General features: G+C 69.2%; 17 protein-coding genes. All 17 read left to right on the top strand.

The window, feature by feature from the left end:
- Window positions 1–2: 2 nt before the first annotated feature.
- The 17 genes from thrC (at window position 3) to atpA (ending at window position 18,534) form a co-directional block, all read left to right on the top strand.
- Complete coding sequence (gene thrC, locus ACFV6H_RS01090; protein WP_385537026.1) at window positions 3–1,085, top strand: threonine synthase; 1,083 nt, start codon at window positions 3–5, stop codon at window positions 1,083–1,085.
- A 329-nt stretch (window positions 1,086–1,414) separates the two neighbouring features.
- Window positions 1,415–2,332, top strand: coding sequence for a homoserine kinase (gene thrB, locus ACFV6H_RS01095; protein ID WP_385537029.1), 918 nt, complete (start codon window positions 1,415–1,417; stop codon window positions 2,330–2,332).
- Window positions 2,333–2,719: 387 nt separating this feature from the next.
- Complete coding sequence (gene rho, locus ACFV6H_RS01100) at window positions 2,720–4,762, top strand: transcription termination factor Rho (protein ID WP_385537032.1); 2,043 nt, start codon at window positions 2,720–2,722, stop codon at window positions 4,760–4,762.
- A gap of 175 nt (window positions 4,763–4,937) precedes the next feature.
- Window positions 4,938–6,041, top strand: a complete 1,104-nt coding sequence (locus ACFV6H_RS01105) for an LCP family protein (RefSeq protein WP_385537035.1) — start codon at window positions 4,938–4,940, stop codon at window positions 6,039–6,041.
- A gap of 184 nt (window positions 6,042–6,225) precedes the next feature.
- The gene (gene rpmE, locus ACFV6H_RS01110; protein WP_066950131.1) at window positions 6,226–6,450 is read left to right on the top strand and encodes a 50S ribosomal protein L31; all 225 of its coding nucleotides are present in this window, start codon (window positions 6,226–6,228) and stop codon (window positions 6,448–6,450) included.
- Between the two features lie 97 nt (window positions 6,451–6,547).
- On the top strand, window positions 6,548–7,627 hold the full coding sequence (gene prfA, locus ACFV6H_RS01115) for a peptide chain release factor 1 (protein ID WP_384794152.1): 1,080 nt from the start codon (window positions 6,548–6,550) through the stop codon (window positions 7,625–7,627).
- 46 nt (window positions 7,628–7,673) lie between these two features.
- On the top strand, window positions 7,674–8,555 hold the full coding sequence (prmC, locus tag ACFV6H_RS01120; RefSeq protein ID WP_176732481.1) for a peptide chain release factor N(5)-glutamine methyltransferase: 882 nt from the start codon (window positions 7,674–7,676) through the stop codon (window positions 8,553–8,555).
- Between the two features lie 214 nt (window positions 8,556–8,769).
- Complete coding sequence (locus tag ACFV6H_RS01125) at window positions 8,770–9,417, top strand: L-threonylcarbamoyladenylate synthase (RefSeq protein ID WP_093593267.1); 648 nt, start codon at window positions 8,770–8,772, stop codon at window positions 9,415–9,417.
- Window positions 9,414–10,064, top strand: coding sequence for a protein-tyrosine-phosphatase (locus ACFV6H_RS01130; protein WP_093593270.1), 651 nt, complete (start codon window positions 9,414–9,416; stop codon window positions 10,062–10,064). The genes ACFV6H_RS01125 and ACFV6H_RS01130 overlap by 4 nt, the downstream gene beginning before the upstream one ends.
- Window positions 10,065–10,514: 450 nt before the next feature.
- On the top strand, window positions 10,515–11,771 hold the full coding sequence (gene glyA / locus ACFV6H_RS01135; protein ID WP_385537043.1) for a serine hydroxymethyltransferase: 1,257 nt from the start codon (window positions 10,515–10,517) through the stop codon (window positions 11,769–11,771).
- A gap of 145 nt (window positions 11,772–11,916) precedes the next feature.
- A complete protein-coding gene (locus tag ACFV6H_RS01140) occupies window positions 11,917–13,272 on the top strand; it encodes an MraY family glycosyltransferase (protein WP_385537046.1) in 1,356 nt (451 codons plus the stop codon).
- 274 nt (window positions 13,273–13,546) lie between these two features.
- Window positions 13,547–13,993, top strand: a complete 447-nt coding sequence (locus ACFV6H_RS01145; RefSeq protein ID WP_384975934.1) for a hypothetical protein — start codon at window positions 13,547–13,549, stop codon at window positions 13,991–13,993.
- A gap of 228 nt (window positions 13,994–14,221) precedes the next feature.
- Window positions 14,222–15,043 (top strand): F0F1 ATP synthase subunit A, encoded by an 822-nt coding sequence (atpB, locus tag ACFV6H_RS01150; RefSeq protein ID WP_093593285.1) that lies wholly within the window; start codon window positions 14,222–14,224, stop codon window positions 15,041–15,043.
- Between the two features lie 90 nt (window positions 15,044–15,133).
- Window positions 15,134–15,364, top strand: a complete 231-nt coding sequence (atpE, locus tag ACFV6H_RS01155; protein ID WP_384975932.1) for an ATP synthase F0 subunit C — start codon at window positions 15,134–15,136, stop codon at window positions 15,362–15,364.
- Window positions 15,365–15,405: 41 nt separating this feature from the next.
- Window positions 15,406–15,960: a F0F1 ATP synthase subunit B gene (locus ACFV6H_RS01160; RefSeq protein ID WP_384975930.1), complete on the top strand. Its 555-nt coding sequence runs from the start codon at window positions 15,406–15,408 to the stop codon at window positions 15,958–15,960.
- Window positions 15,957–16,772, top strand: a complete 816-nt coding sequence (locus ACFV6H_RS01165) for a F0F1 ATP synthase subunit delta (protein ID WP_384975928.1) — start codon at window positions 15,957–15,959, stop codon at window positions 16,770–16,772. Before ACFV6H_RS01160 ends, ACFV6H_RS01165 begins: the two co-directional genes overlap by 4 nt.
- Before the next feature lie 166 nt (window positions 16,773–16,938).
- Entirely contained in the window at window positions 16,939–18,534 is a 1,596-nt protein-coding gene (gene atpA, locus ACFV6H_RS01170; RefSeq protein WP_385537053.1) for a F0F1 ATP synthase subunit alpha, read from the top strand.
- The last annotated feature ends 13 nt before the right edge of the window (window positions 18,535–18,547 follow it).

Consider the following 18,547-nt stretch of genomic DNA (forward strand, 5'->3'; position numbering starts at 1 on the left):
CCATGACCAGCATCGGCACCCAGCGGGGCACCCACCAGTGGCGCGGCATCATCGAGGAGTACCGGGACCGCCTCCCGGTGACGGACACCACGCAGGTCGTCACGCTCCGTGAGGGCGGTACGCCGCTCGTCCCGGCGCAGGTGCTGTCCGAGCGCACGGGATGTGAGGTTCATCTCAAGGTCGAGGGCGCCAACCCGACCGGATCCTTCAAGGACCGTGGCATGACCATGGCCATCACCCGGGCCAAGGAGGAGGGCGCCCGGGCGGTCATCTGCGCCTCCACCGGCAACACCTCGGCCTCGGCCGCCGCCTACGCGGTACGGGCCGGCATGGTCTGCGCCGTACTGGTGCCGCAGGGCAAGATCGCCCTCGGCAAGATGGGCCAGGCGCTGGTCCACGGCGCGAAGATCCTCCAGGTCGACGGCAACTTCGACGACTGTCTGACGCTGGCGCGCTCGCTCTCCGACAACTACCCGGTGGCACTGGTCAATTCGGTCAATCCGGTACGTATCGAAGGTCAGAAGACCGCCGCGTTCGAGATCGTGGACGCGCTCGGCGAGGCGCCGGACATCCATGTGCTGCCCGTCGGCAACGCCGGCAACATCACGGCGTACTGGAAGGGCTACACCGAGTACGCCGCCGACGGCATGGCGGCCCGTACCCCGCGTATGTGGGGCTTCCAGGCCTCCGGCTCCGCGCCCATCGTGCGCGGCGAGGTCGTCAAGGACCCGCACACCGTCGCCACCGCGATCCGGATCGGCAACCCGGCCTCCTGGCGGTACGCGCTGGCCGCGCGCGACGAGTCCGGCGGCTTCATCGACGAGGTGACGGACCGGCAGATCCTGGCCGCCTACCGGCTGTTGGCCGCCCAGGAGGGTGTCTTCGTGGAGCCCGCCTCGGCGGCCTCCGTGGCCGGTCTGCTCAAGGCCGCCGAGGAGGGCAAGGTCGATGCCGGCCAGCGCATCGTCTGCACGGTCACGGGCAACGGTCTCAAGGATCCGGACTGGGCGGTCGCGGGAGCGCCGCAGCCGGTGACCGTGCCGGTCGACGCCACCGTCGCCGCACAGCGCCTCGGTCTGAGCTGACGCCATCGGCCGGACAGGACCTGGCCACCGCCTGTTCGCCGTCCGGCCGCCGCCCGCTCGTCGCCCCAAGGGCGGCAAGGCCGACAAAGGCGCACAGGAGGCACGCGACACGCATCGTGCGCCTCCTGTGCGCCCTATGTCGCCATACAACCTTCCTTCGATAGGCTGTACCCAACCCGCCCCGCCGCATATGCCGCGGTGTTGTCGCCCCCGTGGCCCCCGGGCGTTCCGCATGTCCTCGAACATCTCGCAGTCGCCCCACACCACCGTCATAGTCAGCACAGTCCCCAGCACGCAGTCACGCCGTCACAAGGAGAGTCGTCAGAGCGATGGCCGGTCCCGCGTTCCGCGCCGCCGCCGTACGGGTGCGCACCCCCGCCACCAGCGCCAATCTCGGTCCGGGCTTCGACGCCCTGGGCCTGTCGCTGGGGCTCTACGACGACGTGGTCGTCCGCGTCGCCGACTCCGGCCTGCATGTCGACATCGCCGGTGAGGGCGCAGAAACGCTGCCACGGGACGAGAGTCATCTGCTCGTACGCTCCCTGCGCACGGCCTTCGACCTGCTCGGCGGACAGCCGCGCGGTCTGGAGGTCGTCTGCGCCAACCGCATTCCGCACGGCCGGGGCCTGGGCTCCTCCTCCGCCGCGATCTGCGCGGGCATCGTCGCCGCCCGCGCCGTGACCATAGGCGGCGACGCCCGGTTCGACGACGCGGCGCTGCTGGAGCTGGCCACCGAGATCGAGGGACATCCCGACAATGTCGCGGCCTGTCTCTACGGAGGATTCACGCTGGCCTGGATGGACGGCGGAGCGGCGCGCGCCATCAGGATGGATCCCGCCGATTCCATCGTTCCGGTGGTTTTCGTCCCGGACAGCCCGGTGCTCACGGAGACGGCCCGTGGCCTGCTGCCGCGTACGGTTCCGCATGTGGACGCCGCCGTCAACGCCGGCCGCGCGGCCCTGCTCGTGGAGGCGCTGACCAGGCGTCCCGAGCTGCTGTTCCCGGCCACCGAGGACCGGCTCCACCAGGACTACCGGACACCGGCGATGCCGCAGAGCATCGCCCTTGTCAACCGACTGCGCGCGGACGGCGTCCCCGCGGTCATCTCCGGCGCGGGCCCCACGGTGCTCGCGCTGGTCGAGGACGGTGCGGCCGACAAGGTCGCACGGCTCGCGGGCGAGGGATGGGCGGCCAACCGGCTGGCCCTCGACGCCGCGGGCGCGAGCGTACTGCCGCTCGGCTCTTAGTCGCACAAGATTGCCGGTGAGTGAGAGGGGGAATGTTTGTTGGAGCCGGTAGTGTTAACCTCAAGTCTGCAACCGACGTCTTTGAGGCGCGGTGCTTCGTGTCCCGTTTCGGGGCCAATCTTCTTCCGGGAGCCTCCCCAACTGCCTGAGCAGCCTGCCTGAGCAGTTTTGAGCACGCACCGGAACCGGCACGACACCCCCCGTTTTTTCCTAGCGGAGGGCCGAGCAGGGGGACCTCGCGCCGGACCCATCGCACGTATGCATGTTTCTCCGCCGTACCCGGCGGGACCACCGCCCCGGCACGGTCCACAGGATGGGACCGCAGTCGGACAGCACAACCGGTCGCCGAGCCAGAAGGCCGACGTCCGCTCCAGGGAAGGACCCTTCGTGAGCGACACCACCGATCTGATGGGCGTGACTGCCGACAACAGTGTCGACGCCACCGCGCCCGCCGCAGGTGCTGCCACTGGCACCACCGCACGGCGCCGCCGCTCCGGCACCGGCCTCGAGGGCATGGTCCTGGCCGAGCTGCAGCAGGTCGCGTCCGGCCTCGGTATCAGGGGCACCGCGCGGATGCGTAAGAGCCAGCTGATCGAGGTCATCAAGGAAGCGCAGGCCGGCAGCCCGTCCGCTGCCAAGACCGCCGAGGCGGGCAGCGCCGACGCCGAGACCAAGCCGAAGCGGCGCGCCACCTCCAAGGCCCGTACGGGTGAGGCCGCGGCTGCCGAGGAGAGCGCGGGCGAGGCCGAGAAGGCCGTGGCCCCGCAGCAGATCGACATTCCCGGCCAGCCCGCCAGCGACGACCAGCCCGCGGGCGAGCGCCGTCGCCGCCGGGCCACCGCACAGGCGGGCAGCCCGGAGACCACGGCGGAGGCCGCGGCCGATGTCAAGGTCGAGGCACAGCCGGACACCAGGGCCGAGGCCGCCGTCGCCGTGTCCGGAGCGGCACAGGGCGACGCCGACGGCCGGCGCGGCGAGCGCCAGGACCGCGGCCAGCGCGGTGACCGTGACCGCGGTGACCGCCGCGACCGGCAGCGCGACCGCCGTGGCAAGCCCGATGACCAGCCGAGCGGCCAGGGCGGCCAGAGCGGTCCGGGCGGCGGCCAGCAGCAGAGCGGCGGCCAGCGCCAGCAGCGGGACAGCCGCGGCAGCCAGAACACCGGCCCGCAGGACGACTTCGACGACGAGGCGGGCGGCCGGCGCGGCCGGCGCGGCCGGTACCGCGACCGCCGTGGCCGCCGCGGCCGTGAGGAGTTCGGTCCCGGTGAGCCGCAGGTCGCCGACGACGATGTGCTGATCCCCGTCGCGGGCATCCTCGACATCCTCGACAACTACGCGTTCATCAGGACCTCCGGCTATCTGCCGGGCCCCAACGACGTGTATGTCTCGCTCGCCCAGGTCCGCAAGAACGGTCTGCGCAAGGGCGACCATGTCACCGGCGCCGTGCGCCAGCCCAAGGAGGGCGAGCGCCGCGAGAAGTTCAACGCGCTGGTGCGCCTCGACTCCGTCAACGGCATGGCGCCCGAAACCGGCCGTGGCCGCCCGGAGTTTCAGAAGCTGACTCCGCTCTACCCGCAGGACAGGCTCCGTCTGGAGACCGACCCGGGTGTGCTGACCACGCGGATCATCGATCTGGTCGCGCCCATCGGCAAGGGCCAGCGCGGTCTGATCGTGGCCCCGCCGAAGACCGGCAAGACCATGATCCTCCAGGCCATCGCCAACGCGATCACGGTCAACAGCCCCGAGTGCCACCTCATGGTCGTCCTGGTCGACGAGCGTCCCGAAGAGGTCACCGACATGCAGCGGTCGGTCAAGGGCGAGGTCATCTCCTCGACCTTCGACCGCCCGGCCGAGGATCACACCACCGTCGCCGAGCTGGCCATCGAGCGCGCCAAGCGCCTGGTCGAGCTGGGCCACGACGTGATCGTCCTGCTGGACTCCATCACGCGTCTGGGCCGTGCGTACAACCTCGCGGCGCCCGCCTCCGGTCGCATCCTGTCCGGTGGTGTCGACTCGACCGCGCTCTACCCGCCGAAGCGCTTCTTCGGTGCCGCGCGCAACATCGAGGACGGCGGCTCGCTGACCATTCTGGCCACCGCGCTGGTCGAGACCGGCTCGCGCATGGACGAGGTGATCTTCGAGGAGTTCAAGGGCACCGGCAACATGGAGCTCAAGCTCGACCGGAAGCTCTCGGACAAGCGCATCTTCCCGGCGGTGGACGTGGACGCGTCCAGCACCCGTAAGGAAGAGATCCTGCTCGGCAGCGACGAGCTGGCCGTGGTCTGGAAGCTGCGCCGGGTGCTGCACGCGCTCGACCAGCAGCAGGCGATCGAGCTGCTCCTGGACAAGATGAAGCAGACGAAGTCGAACGCGGAGTTCCTGCTCCAGATCCAGAAGACGACACCCGGTCCGGGCAACGGCAACGACTGATCAGGCCCGCTGCCCCACCGAACCGCCCCGGCGCCCGTGCGCCGGGGCGGTTCCGCGTTCCGGGCCGTACGGGGCCGTCAGCGGCCCGCTGCGGCCCTGTACGGCCCGCTGACGGCCTCCGGGGTGCCGTGCTCCGTCCTTGGTGTTTGACTGACTGGACGGGCGGAGGGAGACCATGACCGACCGGAGCAGCAGCCGAATACCCGGCCGTGGCGGACGCCGCGAGGCCAGGAAGGGCAAGCGCCGCAGGGCGACCGCCGTCGTCGCGTGGTCGGCCGCAGTCCTGGTCCTTCTCGGCGGATCGGGCCTCGGTTATGTCTATGTCAAGCTCGACGGCAATCTCCGAGGCATAGACATCGACCGCATCCTGGGCCGGGACCGCCCGGCCGATGTCGACAACGGCTCCGAGGACATCCTCGTCCTCGGCTCGGACTCCCGCTCCGGCGCCAACGCGGTGTACGGAGGCGGCGCGGGCGGCGCGCGCTCCGACACGGCCATGATCATCCACGTATATCCGGGCCACAAGAAGGCCAGCGTCGTCTCCGTACCGCGCGACACCCTGATCGACCGCCCTGACTGCACCGGACCCGACGGCGGCACCGTTCCCGGCGAGCGGCTCGCCATGTTCAACACCGCGTACGAGGTCGGCGGCGCCGCGTGCGCGGTGAAGACCGTCGAGACGATGTCCGGTATCCGGATGGATCACTACATCGAGGTCGACTTCACCGGCTTCAAGGAGCTCATCGACGAGCTGGGCGGCGTCAGGGTCACCACCACACGGCCGATCGACGACGCCAAGAGCCATCTGACGCTCGCGCCCGGCACCCATGTCCTCGACGGCGAGCAGGCCCTCGGTCTGGTACGGACGCGCAAGAGCATCGGCGACGGCAGCGACCTGGGCCGTATCGAGCTCCAGCAGGCCTTTGTCAAGGCGCTGATCGAGCAGGTCAGAAGCGTCGGCCTGTTCAGCAGCCCGAAGAAGCTCTACGACCTCGCCGACACCGCCACCCGGGCGATCACTCCCGACTCCCGGCTCGGCTCGGTCAAGGCGCTGATCGGCTTCGTCGGCGGTCTCAAGGACCTCGATGCCCGGAATATGCGGATGATCACGCTTCCGGTGGCCTACGATCCCGCCGATCCGAACCGTGTCCTGCCCATCCCGGACGGCGCCCAGCAGGTCTGGACGGCCCTCAAGCAGGACAAACCGATCCCGGCCTCCGCGACGAAGGACTCCGCGGGCGACAGAGGCGAGGCGGCCGGCACGATCGGCGGCGGCTGAGCGCCCTCCGGGCCGCGCCTCCGGTGCGCCCGCGCGCCTGCCCGCAGGCCCGCAGGAATACCTCCGGCCACACCCCGGTTTTGGGAGATACGGCCGGTCCTGGCAGACTGGTACGTCGGCCCCGGTTCACGTACGAGCAATCCGCGTGTACGACCCGGTGCCCTCCCGGAACTAGGAGAAACCCTTGAAGCGCGACATCCACCCCGCGTACGTCGAGACCCAGGTGAGCTGCACCTGCGGCGCGTCGTTCACCACCCGGAGCACCATCGAGTCCGGCACCATCCGCGCGGACCTCTGCTCCGAGTGCCACCCGTTCTACACGGGCAAGCAGAAGATCCTCGACACCGGTGGCCGTGTGGCCCGCTTCGAGGCCCGCTTCGGCAAGGCCGCCGCCTCCGCCAAGAAGTAGCGAGCCATCTGCGCCGGTTCTCGGTGCCCCGTTCCGGGGTGCCGAGACCGGCGCTTTGGCGTCCCGAAGCACCTTCGTACGAACCCAGGAGCACCCGATGTTCGAGGCGGTCGAGGAACTGATCGGCGAGCACGCCGATCTGGAGAAGAAGCTCGCCGACCCGTCGGTCCACGCGGACCAGGCGAACGCACGCAAGCTCAACAAGCGCTACGCCGAGCTGACTCCGATCGTCGGCACGTACCGCTCCTGGAAGCAGACCGGTGAGGACATCGTCACGGCCCGTGAGTTCGTGGCCGACGATCCCGATTTCGCCGCCGAGGTCAAGGAGTTGGAGAAGCAGCGCGAGGAACTGACCGAGCGCCTCAGGCTGCTGCTCGTACCGCGCGACCCGAGCGACGACAAGGACGTCATCCTGGAGGTCAAGGCCGGCGCGGGCGGCGACGAGTCCGCGCTCTTCGCCGGTGATCTGCTGCGGATGTATCTGCGGTACGCGGAGCGCGTCGGCTGGAAGACCGAGATCATCGACGCCACCGAGTCCGAGCTGGGCGGCTACAAGGACGTCCAGGTCGCGGTGAAGACCAAGGGCGGCAACGGCGCCACCGAGCCCGGACAGGGCGTGTGGGCCCGGCTGAAGTACGAGGGCGGCGTGCACCGCGTGCAGCGGGTGCCCGCGACCGAGTCGCAGGGCCGTATCCACACCTCCGCCGCCGGTGTGCTGGTCACGCCCGAGGCCGAGGAGATCGACGTCGAGATCAACCCCAACGATCTGCGGATCGACGTCTACCGCTCCTCCGGGCCCGGCGGCCAGTCCGTCAACACGACGGACTCCGCCGTCCGGATCACTCATCTGCCCACCGGAGTGGTCGCGTCCTGCCAGAACGAGAAGAGCCAGCTCCAGAACAAGGAGCAGGCCTTGCGTATCCTGCGGTCGCGGCTGCTCGCGGCGGCGCAGGAGGAGGCGGAGAAGGAGGCCGCCGACGCGCGGCGCAGCCAGGTGAGAACCGTCGACCGGTCCGAGAAGATCCGTACGTACAACTTCCCGGAAAACCGGATCTCGGACCACCGTGTCGGTTTCAAGGCGTACAACTTGGACCAAGTGCTCGACGGAGATCTGGACGCCGTCATCCAGGCCTGTGTCGACGCCGATTCGGCCGCGAAGCTCGCGGCCGCGCAGTAAGCAAGCCCGCGTAAACGACCGTACGACTCCAGCCCGGAGGACCAGCGTGCAGCTACCCCCCGGGGGGCGACCCCCGCACCCCCGTTCCGTGCTGCTCGCGGAGGTGGCACAGGCCACCCAGCGGCTGGCCGACGCGGGCGTACCCTCACCGCGCTTCGACGCGGAGGAACTGGCCGCGTATGTGCACGGCGTCAAGCGAGGAGAGCTGCACCGCGTCAAGGACGCGGACTTCGACGCGCGTTACTGGGAGGCGGTGGCCCGCCGCGAGGCCAGGGAGCCGCTCCAGCACATCACCGGCCGTGCCTTCTTCCGCTATCTGGAACTCCAGGTCGGGCCCGGTGTGTTCGTACCGCGCCCGGAGACCGAGTCGGTCGTCGGCTGGGCCATAGACGCCGTACGGGCGATGGATGTGGTCGAGCCGCTGATCGTCGATCTGTGCTCGGGCTCCGGCGCGATCGCGCTCGCCATGGCGCAGGAGGTGCCGCGTTCACGTGTGCACGCCGTGGAGCTGTCCGAGGACGCCCTCGCGTGGACGCGGAAGAACGCCGAGGGATCCAGGGTCACCGTGCACCAGGGAAACGCCCTGACGGCCCTTCCCGAACTCGACGGCCAGGTCGACCTGGTGATCTCCAACCCGCCGTACATCCCGCTCACGGAGTGGGAGTACGTCGCGCCCGAGGCCCGTGACCACGACCCGGAGATGGCGCTCTTCTCCGGCGAGGACGGACTCGACACGATCCGCGGCATCGAACGCACCGCGCACCGGCTGCTGCGGCCGGGCGGCCTGGTCGTGGTCGAACACGCGGACACCCAGGGCGGACAGGTCCCGTGGATCTTCAGCGAGGAGTCCGGCTGGGCGGACGCGGCGGACCACCCGGACCTCAACAAGCGCCCCCGCTTCGCCACGGCACGCAAGGCCCTGCCGTGACGACCGCGGCACACCTCCTCGCCCCGGCGAGTGCCTTTCGGGCGAGCGCGCGCCCCGGGCACCCGGCGAGTGAGCCAAAGGGGCGCGCCCCTGTCGAAAGGGAGAGCGCGCGGAGGTTTGTGAGGAACGAACAAACCGAGCACGGTCGACCGTCGACAGGGGCAAAAGGCGCCCCGGAGGCGAACCGAGCCTTGAAACAAAGGGAGTCAGGCTGATGGCACGGCGATACGACTGCAACGACGCGACCGACCGTTCGACGGGTCTGCGTGAGGCCGCGTCGGCCGTACGCCGTGGTGAGCTGGTCGTGCTGCCCACCGACACCGTGTACGGGATCGGCGCGGACGCCTTCAGCTCCGAGGGAGTCGCCGATCTGCTCGACGCCAAGGGCCGCGGACGCAATATGCCCACGCCCGTGTTGATCGGCTCCCCGAACACCCTGCACGGCCTGGTCACCGACTTCTCCGAGCAGGCGTGGGAACTGGTCGACGCGTTCTGGCCCGGCGCGCTGACCCTCGTCGCCAAGCACCAGCCGTCCCTCCAGTGGGACTTGGGCGACACCCGTGGCACCGTCGCGATCCGGATGCCGCTGCATCCCGTCGCCATCGAACTGCTCACCGAGGTCGGCCCGATGGCGGTCTCCAGCGCCAACCTCACGGGACACCCGTCTCCCGAGGACTGCGACGCGGCACAGGAGATGCTCGGCGACTCCGTCTCGGTCTATCTCGACGGCGGTCCCACGCCCGGCATCGTGCCCTCCTCGATCGTCGATGTCACCGGTACGGTCCCGGTGCTGCTGCGGGCCGGCGCCCTCGACGCGGAGGAGCTGCGCAAGGTGGTACCCGACCTCGAGGTGGCCAATTGACCGCCCCTGAGGGGCGTGGCATAGCGGAGACCGCACACACCGGCAACACCTTCCGCATCCTCCACGTCAGTACCGGCAACGTCTGCCGCTCGCCGATCACCGAGCGGCTGAACCGGCATGCCCTGACCGTCCGCCTGGGCGAGCGGCTCACCGGTGGCCTGATCGTGGAGAGCGCCGGCACCTGGGGGCACGAGGGCGCGCCCATGGAGGCCAACGCGGAGGCCGTACTGGCCGACTTCGGCGCGGACGCGTCCGGGTTCGTCGGCCGCGAGCTGCTGGACGAGCATGTGATCCGCGCGGACCTGGTCCTCACCGCGACCCGTGACCACCGCGCGCAGGTGATCTCCATGGGCCACTCCGCGGGTCTGCGCACTTTCACGCTCAAGGAGTTCACCCGGCTGGTACGGGCCATAGACCCGGCGACGCTGCCCGACCCGGTCGACGAGGGCGTGGTCGAGCGCGCCCGCGCCCTGGTCCGCGCGGCGGCGGCGCTGCGGGGCTGGCTGCTGGCGCCGACGGCGGAGGCGGACGAGGTGTACGACCCGTACGGGGCGCCGATCACGTTTTTCCGCTCGATCGGCGAGGAGATCCACCAGGCGCTGGACCCGGTGGTCACGGCGCTGACGGGCGTGCCGTCTTCTTTCTGAGGCTGCTTTGTCCTCAATCGCCGGACGGGCTGGATTTTCCGGCCTGCGGCCGGGGCGCGATGGGGCAGGCCCCTACCGATTGGGAACCCGGCACCGGGGTTGCCGGTTCCGTCCTCAATCGCCGGACGGGCTTGGTGGGTGCCGGCACCGGGCGGAAACCCGGGGTCCGGCGGGAGGGGGTCGGGGTCGGAGGAGGTGCGTGTCCGGACACTAAAGCGTGATTTGTGCCGCACGCGAAGCCTGCACCCGACAGCCGGTCCGCACGCGGCGTACGGGGGTCCGGGGGTGTCCCCCGGGAAAACACAGCATGCCGTCCGGACATGTACCTCCGGAGTGCCCCGGCCCCCGCACCACCCACCGCACCGGCCCCTCGCCGGGAGGCGCACCGCGCCGTCAGGCGCAAGCGCCTACATTGGAGAGGCGCACCCGTCCCGAGGTCCGGAGCCCGTCATGCCGGTCGTCATCGCACCCCACACCGCAACGCCCGACGCGCTGCTGCGGCAGGATCCTGAGATGGCCGAGGTGATCCTCGGGGAGACGCGGCGGCAGGCCGACAGTCTCCAGCTCATCGCCGCGGAGAACTTCACCTCGCCCGCCGTTCTCGCCGCCCTCGGCTCGCCTCTCGCCAACAAGTACGCCGAGGGCTACCCGGGCCACCGCTACCACGGCGGCTGCGAGCTGGTCGACGCCGCCGAGCGGATCGCGATCGCGCGGGCGAAGGCGCTGTTCGGGGCCGGGCACGCCAATGTGCAGTCGCACTCCGGCTCCTCCGCCGTCCTCGCCGCGTACGCCGCGCTGCTGCGGCCCGGTGACACCGTGCTGGCCATGGGGCTGCCGTACGGCGGGCATCTCACACACGGCGCGCCGGTCAACTTCTCGGGCCGTTGGTTCGACTTCGTCGGGTACGGAGTCGACGCCGGGACCGGGCTCATCGACTATCCGCAGGTGCGCGCGCTGGCCCGGGAGCACCGGCCCAAGGCGGTCGTCTGCGGCTCGATCTCGTATCCGCGCCATATCGACTACGCCGCGTTCCGGCAGATCGCCGAGGACGTCGGTGCGTATCTGATCGCTGACGCCGCGCATCCGATCGGACTGGTGGCCGGAGGCGCGGCGCCCAATCCGGTGCCGTACGCCGATGTGGTGTGCGCGACCACCCACAAGGTGCTGCGCGGACCGCGCGGCGGGATGATCCTGTGCGGTGAGGAGCTGGCGGAGCGTGTCGACCGCGCGGTGTTCCCGTTCACGCAGGGCGGCGCGCAGATGCATACGATCGCCGCCAAGGCCGTCGCGTTCGGCGAGGCGGCGGCGCCGGCGTTCACGGCGTACGCGCACCAGGTCGTCGCCAACGCCCGCGCGCTCGCCAAGGCGCTGGCCGCGGAGGGTCTGCGGATCACCACGGACGGTACGGACACCCATCTGATCACCGCCGATCCCGCGCCACTCGGTGTGGACGGCAGAACGGCCCGCGGCCGGCTGGCCGCCGCGGGTGTGGTGCTCGACACATGCGCACTGCCCTACGTGGAGGGCCGCGGCATCCGGCTGGGCACCGCCGCCGTGACCACTCAGGGCATGTCAGAGGCCGAAATGGCGCGGATCGCGCTGCTCTTCACCTCGGCGCTGCGCGGAGGCGCGGAGACGGCGCGCAGGGTCCGTGCCGAAGTGCGGGAACTGGTCGACGGGTTCCCTCCGTATGGGAAGCTCTCCTGACGGGAACACGGCGCGGCGACGAGCCGTGGAACCATCCCGCTCAGCAGCCCGTCCTGGCTCATATGGCGACTCGGTATCCGACAGCGGTTCCGGCGCGGGCTAGTGTGTGGGGCTGAGATGGCCAGCGATTCCTGTGGGGCAGCCCGTGCGTGATTACCTGCTGACGCTCTGTGTGACGGCTGCGGTGACCTATCTGCTGACCGGCCCGGTGCGGAAGTTCGCCATCGCGACCGGGGCGATGCCGGAGATCCGCGCCCGTGACGTGCACCGCGAACCGACGCCGAGGCTCGGCGGTATCGCCATGTTCTTCGGCCTGTGCGCCGGACTGCTCGTGGCGGACAACCTCCAGAACCTGAACGGTGTTTTCGAGCTCTCCAACGAGCCGCGCGCACTGCTCTCCGGTGCCGCTCTGATCTGGCTGATCGGTGTCCTGGACGACAAGTTCGAGATCGACGCGCTGATCAAGCTCGGCGCCCAGATGATCGCCGCGGGCGTGATGGTGATGCAGGGTCTGACGATCCTGTGGATCCCGGTGCCGGGCGCCGGGATGGTCTCGCTGACCTCCTGGCAGGGCACACTGCTCACCGTCGCGCTGGTCGTGATCACCATCAACGCGGTCAACTTCGTGGACGGTCTGGACGGTCTCGCGGCCGGCATGGTGTGCATCGCCGCCGCGGCCTTCTTCCTGTACACCTACCGGCTCTGGTACGGCTACGGCATCGAGGCCGCGGCCCCGGCCACTCTCTTCTCGGCGATCCTGATGGGCATGTGCGTGGGCTTCCTGCCGCACAACATGCATCCCGCCCGGATCTTCATGGGCGACTCGGGATCGATGCTGATCGGCCTGGTGCTCGCCGCGGGCGCGATCTCGGTGACCGGTCAGGTCGACCTCGATGTGCTGAAGATCTTCGAGGGCTCCACCCGGCAGGCCACGCACGCCGCACTGCCGGTCTTCATCCCGCTGCTGCTGCCTCTGACGATCATCGCGATCCCGTTCGCCGACCTGGTGCTGGCGATCGTGCGCCGTACCTGGAACGGCCAGTCGCCGTTCGCGGCAGACCGTGGCCATCTGCACCACCGGCTGCTGGAGATCGGGCACTCGCACAGCAGGGCGGTGCTGATCATGTACTTCTGGTCGGCGCTGATCGCGTTCGGAGTGGTCGCCTACTCGGTGCACTCGGCGTCGATGTGGATCCTGCTGGTGATCGTCGCGCTGAGCGCGGTGGGCCTGGTGCTTCTGCTGCTGCCGCGCTTCACACCGCGCGCTCCGCTCTGGGCACAGTCGTTCGTACCGCCGCGCTACCGCCGTAAGCGGAAGGGCGAGCCGGCCGCCGGGGAACTCGCCTCGCCCGTCCCGGCGCTCGCGCTCGCCGGCGAGGCGCAGCCCGTGACGGACGTGACGGAGGAGCGCACGCCTGTTCCCGCGGGTGTCAACGGCGCGACCGCGCTCGGCGCTCGTTCGCGTCTTCCCGACCGTCGTAAGGCCGGTTCGAGGAACTGACGGCGTTGTTATTTCCCTCATCGAGGGCCAATACCAGACAAGATGGCGTGGTGTCCTGCACACACGCGCGGGGTAACTCTCACGTGTGACAGTCAGCACACCACCATGGTAAAGACCTCATCAAATAGTTTGTGATACTGTTCACGAGACCCGGCGACAGAGCCGAAGGACCGTAGTGCGACGGTTCGTTGGCCCGAGAAACCTTCTCTCGGACCGGGCCTACGCTCGTCCATGACGACACCATCTGCCCCACCCAGTAAGCGGAGCTGCCGCCATGCCGTCCAACGACGCCCGGATCCTCCTGCACACGGCCGTACCCACGGCCGCCGTCGGCGTGCTCGCCACGGTGATCAGTGGCGTGGTCGCGGGCGGCAAAGGCGCTCTGGGGGCCGCGGTCGGCACGGTGGTGGTCGTGCTCTTCATGGCCATCGGGCTGGTGGTCCTCCAGCGAACGGCGGCGTCGCTTCCGCATCTGTTCCAGGCGATGGGCCTGATGCTCTACACGGCCCAGCTCCTGCTGCTCTTCATCTTCGTGGCCACGTTCAAGGACACCACGCTGTTCAACCCGAAGGCCTTTGCCCTCACGCTCGTTGTGGCGACGCTCGTCTGGGTCGCCGCCCAGGCACGTGCGCATATGAAGGCCAAGATTCTCTACGTCGACCCCGAGACCTCTTCCGGAACGTCCGCCAGCCCGGCCGAGAAGTCGGGGTCGTCGGCGTGAGGAGTAGGGCCGGGATAAGTGCCCGTTCGAGATCCTGCTATCGTCCGGTGCCAACTGCGGCATTGCGGGCGCGGGCATCCGAGCTGACGCCTGTTCTCACGCGAGGCTCAACGCCCGACCGCCGTCTCCACATCCGTAACACCCCCAGTCCAGTGCCGAACCGCGGCTCCGCGCCGCGCCGACACAACGAGGTTGCCGTACCTATGCGCCATGCTGAAGGAGCCCGCGGTGAGTGCTGACCCGACGCAGGTGCTCGCCTTCGAGACCGACTGCCACATCTTCGAGGGATGTGGTTTCCCGGCACCCGGCCTGCACTCGTTCCTGTTCGAGCCCATCGTGGGCAACGCGGACAGCAACTTGTACTTCAACAAGACGATGCTGCTGGCGCTGCTCGGCTCCCTGATCATCGTGGGCTTCTTCTGGGCCGCTTTCCGTAAGCCGAAGGTTGTCCCAGGCAAGCTTCAGATGGTGGCCGAGGCCGGCTACGACTTCGTACGCCGCGGTGTCGTCTACGAGATCATCGGCAAGAAGGAGGGCGAGAAGTATGTACCGATCGTCGTCTCGCTCTTCTTCTTCGTCTGGATGATGAACCTCTGGTCGATCATCCCGGTCGCGCAGTTCCCGGTGACGGCGATCATCGCCTACCCGGCGGTGCTCGCGTTCATCGTCTACGTCTTGTGGGTGTCGCTGACCTTCAAGCGACACGGCTTCGTCGGCGCCTTCAAGAACTTCAGCGGCTACGACAAGTCGCTCGGCCCGGTCCTGCCGCTCTCGATGGCCATCGAGCTGTTCTCGAACCTGCTGATCCGCCCGTTCACGCACGCCGTGCGACTCTTCGCGAACATGTTCGCGGGCCACACGCTGCTGCTGCTCTTCACGATCGCGAGCTGGTACCTGCTGAACGGTATCGGCATCGCATACGCCGGTGTCTCGTTCGTGATGGTCATCGTGATGACCGTCTTCGAGCTCTTCATCCAGGCCCTTCAGGCGTATGTCTTCGTGCTTCTGACGTGCAGCTTCATCCAGGGCGCGCTCGCCGAGAGCCACTGATCGCCCTCGTTGACCGTCCTCCCGTCCCAGACCCCAAAGTCGTCCGGTGGCCAACCCCCACCGGTCCGTGAAAGAGAAGGAAGAACTGGCATGCCCCAGACTCTTGCCGCCGTATCCGGCTCGCTCGGCTCCATCGGTTACGGCCTGGCCGCCATCGGTCCCGGCGTCGGCGTCGGCATCATCTTCGGTAACGGCACCCAGGCCCTCGCCCGTCAGCCCGAGGCGGCCGGTCTGATCCGTACGAACCAGATTCTTGGTTTCGCGTTCTGTGAGGCGCTCGCCCTCATCGGTCTGGTCATGCCGTTCGTCTACGGCATCTGATCGCGGACTCACGACCAGCCCACCAGACGAAAGGCACTGATGTGAGCCCACTGCTCAATATCGCGGCTGAGGAGTTGGAAAACCCTCTCATTCCGCCGGTTCCCGAGCTTGTCATCGGTCTTATCGCCTTCGTCATCGTCTTCGGCTTCCTCGCCAAGAAGCTCCTCCCGAACATCAACAAGGTTTTGGAAGAGCGCCGCGAGGCCATCGAGGGTGGCATCGAAAAGGCGGAGGAGGCCAAGACCGAGGCCCAGAGCGTGCTGGAGCAGTACAAGGCCCAGCTCGCCGAGGCCCGGCACGAGGCCGCCCGTCTCCGCCAGGAGGCGACCGAGCAGGGCGCCGTCATCATCCAGGAGATGAAGGCGGAGGGACAGCGGCAGCGTGAGGAGATCATCGCCGCCGGTCACGCCCAGATCGAGGCCGACCGCAAGGCCGCGGCCAGTGCGCTGCGTCAGGACGTCGGCAAGCTCGCCACGGATCTGGCCGGCAAGCTCGTCGGCGAGTCCCTGGAGGACCACGCCCGGCAGAGCCGCACCATCGACCGCTTCCTCGACGAGCTCGAGGACGGCGCCGAGAAGGCCGAGGCCAGGCGATGAATGGAGCGAGCCGCGAGGCACTGGCTGCCGCACGTGAGCGTCTCGACGCACTGACCGACAGCACGTCGGTCGACGCCGGGAAGCTCGCCGAGGAGCTGGCCGCCGTAACCGCGCTGCTCGACCGCGAGGTGTCGTTGCGCCGGGTCCTGACCGACCCGGCGCAGCCCGGCGAGGCCAAGGCCGAGCTGGCCGGACGGCTGCTGAGCGGCCAGGTGGGCGGCCCGGCCGCCGATCTGGTCTCCGGCATGGTCCGCTCCCGCTGGTCGCAGCCGCGCGACCTGGTCGACTCCATCGAGGAGCTGTCCGCCCTCGCCGAGCTGACCGCCGCGCAGCGGACCGGGACGCTCGACGACGTGGAGGACGAGCTGTTCCGGTTCGGCCGCATCGTGGAGTCCAGCACCGGGCTGCGCGCGGCGCTGACCGACCGGTCGGCCACGGTCTCCGCCAAGACCGCGCTGCTGCACCGGCTGCTCGGCGGCAGGGCAGAACCGGCCACCGAACGCCTGGTCGCGCGTCTTGTGACGCAGCCCCGGGGACGTAGCCTGGAATCGGGTCTCCAGACCCTGTCCCGGCTCGCCGCGGCGCGCCGGGACCGGATGGTCGCCGTCGTCACCTCGGCGGTACCGCTCACCGACGCCCAGAAGCGGCGCCTCGGCGCGGCACTGGCGAAGCTGTACGGCCACCCGATGCATCTGAACCTGGACGTGGACCCCGAGGTCCTCGGCGGGATCTCGGTGCGGGTCGGTGACGAGATCATCAACGGCACGGTCGCGGACCGTCTCGCAGAGGCGGAACGGCGGCTCGCCGGCTGACCGCGGGCATCGCCGGGCGGCCTGCCGCCGGCCAACAGAACAGAGCAACACCAGCGGCCCGGTTGGGCCGTGCAGAGATTGCAGAAGATTCCTGGGGGTCGCCCCCAGACCCCGAGATAGACCCCCAAAGAAACTTCGGGCCCAACAAGGAGAGCAGGGAACCCAGATGGCGGAGCTCACGATCCGGCCGGAGGAGATCCGGGACGCGCTGGAGAACTTTGTCCAGTCGTACAAGCCGGACGCGGCCTCGCGCGAGGAGGTCGGAACGGTCAGCGTTGCCGGTGACGGCATCGCGAAGGTCGAGGGGCTGCCCTCGGCCATGGCGAACGAGCTGCTGAAGTTCGAGGACGGCACCCTCGGTCTCGCCCTCAACCTCGAGGAGCGCGAGATCGGTTCGATCGTCCTCGGTGAGTTCAGCGGTATCGAGGAGGGACAGTCGGTCACCCGTACCGGCGAGGTCCTCTCCGTCGCCGTCGGCGAGGGATACCTGGGTCGCGTGGTCGACCCGCTCGGCAACCCGATCGACGGACTCGGCGAGATCGAGACCGAAGGCCGCCGCGCCCTTGAGCTTCAGGCTCCGGGCGTCATGGTCCGTAAGTCGGTCCACGAGCCGATGCAGACCGGCTACAAGGCCGTCGACGCCATGGTGCCGATCGGCCGTGGCCAGCGTCAGCTCATCATCGGCGACCGCCAGACCGGCAAGACCGCGCTGGCCGTCGACACGATCATCAACCAGCGTGACAACTGGCGCTCGGGCGACACGAACAAGCAGGTCCGCTGCATCTACGTCGCCATCGGCCAGAAGGGCTCCACCATCGCGTCCGTACGCGGTGCGCTGGAGGAGGCGGGCGCGCTCGAGTACACGACGATCGTCGCCGCCCCCGCGTCCGACCCGGCCGGCTTCAAGTACCTGGCGCCGTACACCGGCTCGGCCATCGGCCAGCACTGGATGTACCAGGGCAAGCATGTCCTGATCATCTTTGACGACCTCTCGAAGCAGGCCGACGCCTACCGCGCCGTGTCCCTGCTGCTGCGCCGTCCGCCGGGCCGTGAGGCCTACCCGGGCGATGTCTTCTATCTGCACTCGCGTCTGCTGGAGCGCTGCGCCAAGCTCTCCGACGACCTGGGCGCCGGTTCGATGACGGGCCTCCCGATTGTCGAGACGAAGGCGAACGACGTGTCGGCGTTCATCCCGACCAATGTCATCTCCATCACCGACGGCCAGTGCTTCCTGGAGTCCGACCTGTTCAACGCCGGCCAGCGGCCCGCGCTGAACGTCGGTATCTCGGTCTCCCGAGTCGGTGGCTCCGCCCAGCACAAGGCCATGCGGCAGGTTTCCGGACGACTGCGTGTGGACCTCGCCCAGTACCGCGAGCTGGAGGCGTTCGCCTCCTTCGGCTCCGACCTGGACGCGGCCTCCAAGGCGTCCCTGGAGCGCGGCAAGCGCATGGTCGAGCTGCTGAAGCAGCCGCAGTACTCGCCGTACCCGATCGAGGAGCAGGTCGTCTCCATCTGGGCCGGCACCACCGGCAAGATGGACGACGTACCGGTCCTCGACATCCGCCGCTTCGAGACCGAGCTGCTGGAGTACCTGCGCCGTGAGCGCAAGGAGCTGCTGACCAGCATCGCCGAGGGCGCCAAGATGTCGGACGACACGCTCCAGTCCATCGCGGACGCGATCGCCGCCTTCAAGCGGCAGTTCGAGACCTCGGACGGCAGGCTCCTGGGCGAGGACGCGCCGGCCGTCAACGTCTCCAAGTGACGACGGAAGGGAC

The sequence above is a fragment of the Streptomyces sp. NPDC059743 genome (assembly GCF_042732975.1).
In the GTDB taxonomy this organism is placed as follows: Bacteria; Actinomycetota; Actinomycetes; order Streptomycetales; family Streptomycetaceae; genus Streptomyces.